The sequence below is a fragment of the Pseudonocardia sp. SID8383 genome (genome assembly GCF_009864975.1).
In the GTDB taxonomy this organism is placed as follows: domain Bacteria; phylum Actinomycetota; class Actinomycetes; order Mycobacteriales; family Pseudonocardiaceae; genus Pseudonocardia; species Pseudonocardia alni.
In genome coordinates this window covers 1-7886 of sequence record NZ_WWFY01000035.1, presented here as the reverse complement: position 1 = coordinate 7886, position 7886 = coordinate 1, and the positions used below count along the sequence as shown (strand labels likewise).

Genomic DNA, 7886 nt, shown 5'->3' with positions numbered 1-7886 from the left:
CTGGCCGCGGCGCACCGGCTGGGGCTGGCCGTGCCGGGGGACATCGCCGTCGCCGGGTTCGACGACCTGCCGTACTCACAGGTGACGGCGCCGTCGCTGACGAGTGTGGCGCTGCCGGCGGAGGAGCTCGGCCGGGCCGCGGCCCAGCGGCTGGCCGCCGTGCTCGCCGGGGACGGCGACGGCGCCGCCGCTCCCCTGCTGCCCTCACGGCTGGCGGCCCGGGCCAGCACCGGGGCCTGAGACACACCACCGGGGCGGCTCCGGGTGGAGCCGCCCCGGGACGGACGGGTCAGCCGCGCAGCATCTCCGCGACGAGGAACGCCAGCTCCAGGCTCTGCTGGGTGTTCAGCCGCGGGTCGCAGGCGGTCTCGTACCGGCCGGCGAGGTCGGTGTCGGAGATCCGCTGCGCACCGCCGAGGCACTCGGTGACGTCCTCGCCGGTGACCTCGACGTGGATGCCGCCGGGGTGCGTGCCGAGCGAGCGGTGCACCTCGAAGAAGCCCTGCACCTCGTCGACGATCCGGTCGAAGTGCCGGGTCTTGTAGCCGGTCGAGGCCTCGTGGGTGTTGCCGTGCATCGGGTCGCACTGCCAGATGACCTTGTGCCCGGAGGCGGTCACCTTCTCGACGATCGCCGGGAGCACGTCGCGGACCTTGTCGTTGCCCATCCGGGAGATCAGCGACAGCCGGCCCGGGCGGTTGTGCGGGTCGAGCCGCTCGACGTACTCGACGGCCTGGTCGGGCGTCGTCGTCGGGCCGATCTTCATGCCGATCGGGTTGGCCAGCAGCTCCGCGAACGCGACGTGCGCGCCGTCGAGCTGACGGGTCCGCTCCCCGATCCAGAGGAAGTGCGTGGACAGGTCGTAGAGCTTCGGCGACTCCCCGCCGGTGGGGTCGCGCTCCAGGTCCAGGCGCAGCATGGCGCGCTCGTAGTCGAGCAGCAGCGCCTCGTGGCTGGCGTAGAACTCGACCTGGTGCAGGTTGTGGTCGCGCACCCCGCAGGCGTCCATGAAGCGGACCGCACGGTCGATCTCGGCGGCGACGGCCTCGTAGCGCACGCCCGCGGCGGAGGTGCGGACGAAGTCCTTGTTCCAGTCGTGCACCTTGGACAGGTCGGCCAGCCCGGTCGCGGTCAGGCCGCGGACCAGGTTCATCGCCGCCGAGGCGTTCGCGTAGGCGCGGACCATCCGCGACGGGTCCGGGATCCGGCCCTGCGCGTCCGGGGCGAGCCCGTTGACGATGTCCCCGCGGTAGGACGGCAGCCCGCTCGCGTCGGTCGGCGAGCTGCGCGGCTTGGCGTACTGCCCGGCGATCCGGCCGACCTTGACCACCGGCATCGAGGCGCCGTAGGTCAGGACGACGGCCATCTGCAGCAGCGTGCGGATCGTCGCCCGGATGTGCGGCTCGGTGTTGTCGACGAAGGTCTCGGCGCAGTCGCCGCCCTGGAGCAGGAACGCCTCACCGTTCGCGACGTCGGCGAGCCGCGACTGCAGCCGGTCGACCTCCGGCGGCAGCACCACCGGCGGGACGGACTCGAGGACCTTCCGCACGTCGCCCACCTGCGACGGGTCGGGCCACTCGGGCTGCTGGGCGGCAGGGCGGGAGAGCGCGTCGTCCAGGGCGGAGCGCAGGTCCGCGGGCAGCGGCGGCAGCTCCGGGAGGACGTCGATCGGCGCGTCGACGGACCAGTTCACGCGGCCCAGCCTAGGCCGGGGCCGATCCCTACCGGGGCGCGGCCCCCGTCGCGAGGGTCTCGGCGATCACTTCCCAGCGCCGCAGGTTGTGCCGGGCGTCGGCGAGCGCGTCGTGCGCCTCGGCGGGCGGCGGGGGCAGCGCCGGGCGGCCCGCGTCCTCCCACCGCTGGCGCAGCTCGCGGGTGAAGCGCGGGATCGGCCGCGGCAGCGCGGGCATCGCACCCCACAGCTGGCACAGCGCCACGTGGTCGTAGGCGGCGATCCAGGCCCACAGCTCGACGTCGCCGGGGGCGCCGGTGCAGAAGTCGAGGATCTCCTCGCGCATCCGGGCCCGCGACATCCAGGCCCGGTCGCTGGGCGAGGGCAGCTTGGGCAGCACATTGGCCCGCACCCACTTGCCGGCCCGGTCCGGGTCGAACTCGGTGGACACGGCATAGAACTCGCGGCCGTCCTCGCCGACGATCCCGATCGACACCAGGTCGATCGTCGTGCCGTCCTCGATGAACTCGGTGTCGTAGAAGAAGCGCATTGCCGTCCTGGGCTCGGGTTCGGTCGTGGAGCTGTGCCGCCTGACGAGCGTACGTGCCTCTGCTGCCGTGATCGGGACCGCTCCGGATCAGGTGTCCTCCGTTGCCTGAACCGCACGCAGCTGGATCGCCAGCGCCGGGACTTCCTGGGACGCAGCAGACCAGAGGATCTCGAGATCGATCTCGAAGTACTCGTGCACGACACGATTACGCATGCCCGCCAGTGCCCGCCACGGCAGGTGCGGATGAGCAGCAGTCAGCCCGGGGCTCACGCGTGCAGCAGCCTCACCGAGCACCTGGATCAGATGCGTCAAGACGATCTGCAGGTCCTCGTCGGCATCAAACCGCGCGCGGCCGCGCGCAACCCGGACCCGGATCTTCTCAGCGGCTTCCAACATGTCCGCGATCCGCTCCCGGTCACGTCGGACCAACAGGGATCCCTTCATCACGAGCGATCTTCGAGAAGACAGTCACACTGCCACCGCCTCGGCGAGAACCTGATCACGGACACGTCGTTTGAGACCGTTCACCGTGGCGACCTGTGTGAGAACCCCAAGTGAGTCCTCGACCGCGAGCGCGAAGGAAACCAGGTCGACATAACCGTGGCCGGGTTCCAGGTCGACCAGCAGGTCGAGATCGCTGGTGGGGGTTGATTCGCCACGCGCGACGGAACCGAAGACACGGATGTTGTAGACACCATGACGGCGCCCGACGTCCACGATGTAGTCCCGACGTGCACTCACGTCGGCCAGCGTGACGGCCTGGTGGGTTCCGGCAGTCATCGCGCCTCCCATACGAAACGGTGCGGCGATCGTACTGCGCTCGCGCGATATCGGGACCGGCCGAGCCCGGGCATCGAGCTCATCCGTCGGACGACACCGGCAGCCACTCCGCCGCCGAGCTGAAGAACCGCCGACGGCCCCAGTCTGCGCGATCACCGATGACGTAGAACCTCTCCTGCGCCCGGGACACCGCGACGTTCAACAGGTTCGGCTTCTCAGCCACCCACGCACGGGCGCCGGCAGATCCACCGAGAACCAGGATCACGACCGGCGACTCCTTGCCCTGCACTGTATGAACGGTCCCCATCCGATCGTCCTCCAGTAGCCCCGACAACTGCTTCCTCACAGCAACGACGACGGTGCGGAACGGTGCGATCACCAGTATCTCCTCACGGGTGCATCCACCGGCCGTCAGCTCAGCGACGAGGGTCGCCAACCGTTCGATCTCCGGGCGGACGACGTTGTCCGTGACCGGGCCCCGCACATCGATCCACTGGCTCGGCCGCCACGGGCGTGGCTCCCGCGCCGGAGTCGCGAAGACCATCGGCGAGGACGCGTAGGCGACCGTGTTGGCGATGTCGAACATCGGTCGATCACACCGCCGGTGAACCCGGAGTGGTGCACCCACCCAGATCTCCTCCCCGTCAGGGGACCCCACGGTCGTTCCGAACCGGTTGAGCCGGTCGGCCGCGAGCTGGGCCGAACGCCGCTCCGGCAGCCACTGGTGGTCGACCCCATGGTGGTCCGCGAGCGCGGTCTGGGCGGGCACGGGGAGCGGGACGATCGGTTCGAGCTGCATCGGATCGCCGACCAGCACAGCCCGCTGCGCCCGCCACAGCCCGCCGACCACCGATTGCGCCGTGGCCTGGCCCGCCTCGTCGACCAGAAGCCACCCGAGGTCCTCCCGCCCGAGGTGCTCGAACAAGCGGGGTAACGAGGCGAAGGTCGTCGACACCACCGGAACCATCAGGAAGAACGCCTGCCATGCGGCGCGAGCGACCGGACGATCCGGGGAGAGGTCGCCACCAATGATCTTGTTGGCAGCGATCAGGGCAGGGCGGATGCGGCGTGCAGTGGCGAGGATGAACGCACGGTGCAGCCGTAGGGCCGACTCGAACAGGTCGGCGCGCGCAGCTTCGATCTCCGCGTCCGCCCAGGGGGCGTGACGCTGGAACCCCGGGTCATCCGGGTCTCCGGCGGGAACGTGCTGCGGCCAGCGCGAACGGGCCTCGGCAACGATCTCGGCATCCTGCTCCGCAACCTGGTCCGCTGCCTGCAACGCCTGCTGTACGGCGTCCAGCTCGGTGCGGGCGAGGTCGGCCTCTCTTCTCACGTGCTCGAGCTGCAGCGCAGCGGCGTTCGCCGACGTCAGGGTCTCGACGCGTCGCCGGAGGAGCTCGGCGTGTCCGCGCCGCCAGGATCGGTGAGCCGCCCCGAGAGTCCATACCCGCGCCCACCACCCGGGCTCCTCCACCAGGTGCGACGCGATCTCGCTGTCCACCTGAGCATTACGGAGCTCACAGGCGTTCTGTTCCCGAACGCCCTGCTCCTGCCGTCGCTCCGCGGCGACCGAGATCGCTTCCGCCTGCAGCGCGTCGGCGGCCAGCGCCCTCCGTCTCTCCGGGTAGCCGGTGTGTCGACGCAGCGCGTCGGCAGCAGTCTGGCGGTGTGACGTCAGCCGTTCGACGCGGTCGCGAACCTGCTGGTACGCCTCGACGGCCACCGCCCATTCGCGCTGGCAGGACGCCGGATCGTCGGCTGCTGCGCGGAGTCGAGCCCGCATACCCGGCACCCGTTCGGTGTCCCCGGGCCACCAGACGACGTCGGCGAAGCGACGTCGGTTCTTCCGATTGCCCAGGGCCGCAGCCACGAGTGCCCAGGCCGGCTTGGCCAGGAACCGGGACGCGAGGTCCGGGAAGTGCCCGACGGTCCGGAGCCGGTCGATCTCGTCCTCCGGTGCGGTCGGCAGCTCGTGGGTGACGTTCTCGGCCGCGGCATTGGAGTTCGTGGCCAACACGACTTCCCACCCGGTCAGGTCCGGACGCAGGGTCGGCACGGGCCGGCGTACTCCGTTCTCGACGTAGAAGACCTCCCCGACGAAGGCCGCGTCCAGCGACGGGAGGGCGGAGAGGATCTCGGCACGACGAACCACCACTGCGGCGACGACGTCACGGAGCAACGTGGTCTTACCCGTCCCGGGAGGTCCGTTGACGGTCGTCACTCCCGTGCCGTCTGCCAGCTCACCCACGATCCGGTTGACCGCCAGCTGCTGACCGGTCGCCAGCGGGTTCTGTCGGCCGACCGGCCAGCGACCAGGCGGACGCATCGACGGCTCGACGTGTGGCAGGACGGATGCACCGTCCGCGAACGTGTCGATCCGCCGACCCGGATCGATGCCGCGGTCCGGGGCGAGGTAGCGCCGGAGCGCATCTCCGGCGTCACCGCTGCGCAGCGCGGCAGCGATCCGGGACAGGTCGGTTCCGATGAAACTGTTCAGCATCGGTGACGTGTCGTCGTCGTACCGTCGCGATGTCGGAACCGACTGGAGCACGACGCGGATACCGGTGGGCTCCAGGCTGCGGTCGATATGCAGGAGTCGCGCCAACTCCGCCACGAATGTCGCCAGATAACCGGCGGTCATCGTCGTGGCCGGTGGACGGGGTGGCCTGCTTTCCTGAGGTGTCGGCCCGGCGTGCGTTCCATTCCCGTCGGGTCGCGTGATCGTCAGCAGCTTCTCGGCGAACGTGCCGGCGGCGGAGCCCGCGTAGCCGCCGACCAGCGGTCCGGCCACCCCGGTGATCGCCACCGAGGCGGCACCGGTGACGAGACCGCCGAGCGTCTTCGCCCCTTCGTTGAGCGCGTCAGTCGCGGCACCGCTGACGTGTCGTCCGACCGCGCGGGCGACCCGCCGGGCACCCGAGGCCTCCTCTGAACCATGCGGACCGGGCGAACTCGTGGCATCGGAGGCGGCGGTCGACGGAGCAGACAGCCTGTTCAACGCCGCTGCGAACGCCTCGCCCTCCTGCTCGAACCCGTCGAGCCAATTCCTCGCGCGCGGTCCTGGTGCCCGGAGCCGCCCGACGGCCCACGCGCACGACGACAGCGCAGCGGAGTTCTCGACGAGGTAGCCGTCCGCCCCGATCGCGAAGGCGAACAGCGCGCCCTGCCCGGAGCGTCGTTCGGGCCCCGCCCGGTCTGCTCCGAACACCCGGACGATCTCACGCTGGACGCGGACGGCATCGAACAGACCGGCATGGACGACGTAACGCCACTCCCTGTCCGGGCCGGCGTCACGCCGAGCAGCCTCGTGGCCTTCCTGCCACGGCAAGGGGCCGGACCCCGCGATGTCGAAGGTGGTCGGCGGTTGCCCCGGGCCGACCCGGGCCGCACGCGGGGCACGCTGGAAAGTGAACAACTCCACCGAACGCCAGAACTCCACGACGTCCGCTGCATGCTCGTCCGCCACTCAGCTCCCCCACGGCTCGACGACCTTCGATCGTAGAGGAGGTCGTCCACCTACCGGATCGAAACGAGCATGCTCGACGCCCTTGTCGCAAGCCGCAAACTCCACTGCCCGGACAGGTGAGCGGGCCGCCGTCCGGTTCCGGCCGGCCCGGTCGCCTGCTTCGCCTCCCGGGAGGTCACCGACCGCCGAATTCTGCCGGGCGACAGGTCGGTCCACCACGCGCCCTCATCGGCAGAGGAGCCTTCGCCCAGCTCCACATCGGTGGGTCACATCGCCGAGATGCACTTCCGGTGTCGGTCAGGAGGCGCGGGAGTCGGGCACGTTCGCGTCCGGCCGCTGCGGGGCGGGACGCGACGGCGCGGGCGGTGGCGCACCGGCCGCGGCCTTCTCCTTGACCGACGCCGCGTAGAGGTCGACGTAGGTCTGCCCGGACAGCTCCATCAGCGAGTACATGATCTCGTCGGTCATGGAGCGCTCGATGAACCGGTCCCCGGCCATGCCCTCGTAGCGGGAGAAGTCCAGCGGCTCGCCGATCACGATCTTCACCTTGCGCGGGCGCCACATCTTGGAACCGATGGGGTTGACCTTGTCGGTGCCCACCATGGCGACCGGGATGACCGGCACCCCGGCCTCCAGGGCCATCCGGGCGACGCCGGTCTTGCCCTTGTAGAGCCGCCCGTCGGGCGAGCGGGTGCCCTCCGGATAGATCCCGAGCAGCTTGCCCTCGTTCAGCAGCCGGACCGCGGTGTCCATCGCGGCGCGCGCCGCGGACCCACCGGAACGGTCCACCGGGACCTGCCCGACGCCGGTGAAGAACTGCTTCTTGAACCAGCCGCGGAGCCCGGGCTCGGTGAAGTACTCGCGCTTGGCGAGGAAGGTCACCCGGCGCGGCAGCATCAACGGCAGGAAGAAGGAGTCGGCCACCGCGAGGTGGTTGCTGGCGAGGATCGCGCCGGCACCACCGGGCACGTTCTCGGCACCACGCACCTCCGGCCGGCAGAACAGCCTCATCAACGGGCCGAGCAGCACGAACTTGGACCACCAGTACAGCACCCTGCGCTGCCTCCCTACCGACTTCGGCGACAGCCTACGGAGCGTCGACACCTCCTCACAACGGGGCGGTGGTCACCGGGGTCGGGCGGTCCCCGCGCGGGCCCGTGGGCGGTGTCGGCCGGGACACGGGCCGTGACAGGATGGAGCCGCCGCGAGCGGGGAGGGACGGACCGGTATGAGCTCCGCAGACCCCTCGCGCGACCGTGAGGACCGGCCCGACGACTTCGACGCGATCGTCGCCGCCTGGCGCGACGAGGGCTCGGTCCCGGACTGGCCCGCCGAGCCCGTGGAGCGCACCGACCGTACGGACCGCGGCGACGCCGGTGACGTCGCGGGCGCGGCGGGCGGCGCCGACCGGCCCGCGC

The 7886-nt window shown here is 70.9% G+C and carries 8 protein-coding genes; 2 read left to right on the top strand and 6 right to left on the bottom strand.

The features are described from left to right. A partial coding sequence (locus GTW08_RS00905; RefSeq protein ID WP_161151259.1) for a substrate-binding domain-containing protein occupies window positions 1–240 on the top strand: 240 nt, incomplete at its 5' end. A 49-nt stretch (window positions 241–289) separates the two neighbouring features. Here the strand turns inward: GTW08_RS00905 and GTW08_RS00900 are convergent. From GTW08_RS00900 to GTW08_RS00875, 6 genes are all read right to left on the bottom strand, one after another. Then, window positions 290–1693 (bottom strand): class II 3-deoxy-7-phosphoheptulonate synthase, encoded by a 1404-nt coding sequence (locus GTW08_RS00900; protein ID WP_073574261.1) that lies wholly within the window; start codon window positions 1691–1693, stop codon window positions 290–292. A 28-nt stretch (window positions 1694–1721) separates the two neighbouring features. Then, window positions 1722–2222 carry a polyadenylate-specific 3'-exoribonuclease AS gene (locus GTW08_RS00895; protein WP_062396083.1) on the bottom strand — a complete coding sequence of 167 codons (501 nt, stop codon included), beginning with the start codon at window positions 2220–2222 and terminating at the stop codon, window positions 1722–1724. Between the two features lie 87 nt (window positions 2223–2309). Further along, a complete protein-coding gene (locus GTW08_RS00890) occupies window positions 2310–2666 on the bottom strand; it encodes a DUF86 domain-containing protein (protein ID WP_073574437.1) in 357 nt (118 codons plus the stop codon). A 24-nt stretch (window positions 2667–2690) separates the two neighbouring features. After that, complete coding sequence (locus GTW08_RS00885) at window positions 2691–3002, bottom strand: nucleotidyltransferase family protein (RefSeq protein WP_083658112.1); 312 nt, start codon at window positions 3000–3002, stop codon at window positions 2691–2693. Between the two features lie 79 nt (window positions 3003–3081). Further along, window positions 3082–6468: a DEAD/DEAH box helicase gene (locus GTW08_RS00880; protein ID WP_073574263.1), complete on the bottom strand. Its 3387-nt coding sequence runs from the start codon at window positions 6466–6468 to the stop codon at window positions 3082–3084. A gap of 297 nt (window positions 6469–6765) precedes the next feature. Next, window positions 6766–7521 (bottom strand): lysophospholipid acyltransferase family protein, encoded by a 756-nt coding sequence (locus tag GTW08_RS00875; RefSeq protein WP_073574264.1) that lies wholly within the window; start codon window positions 7519–7521, stop codon window positions 6766–6768. 175 nt (window positions 7522–7696) lie between these two features. On the opposite strand from GTW08_RS00875, the gene GTW08_RS00870 reads away from it, so the two are divergent. Further along, on the top strand, window positions 7697–7886 hold a 190-nt coding region (locus GTW08_RS00870), incomplete at its 3' end, for a hypothetical protein (RefSeq protein ID WP_161151258.1).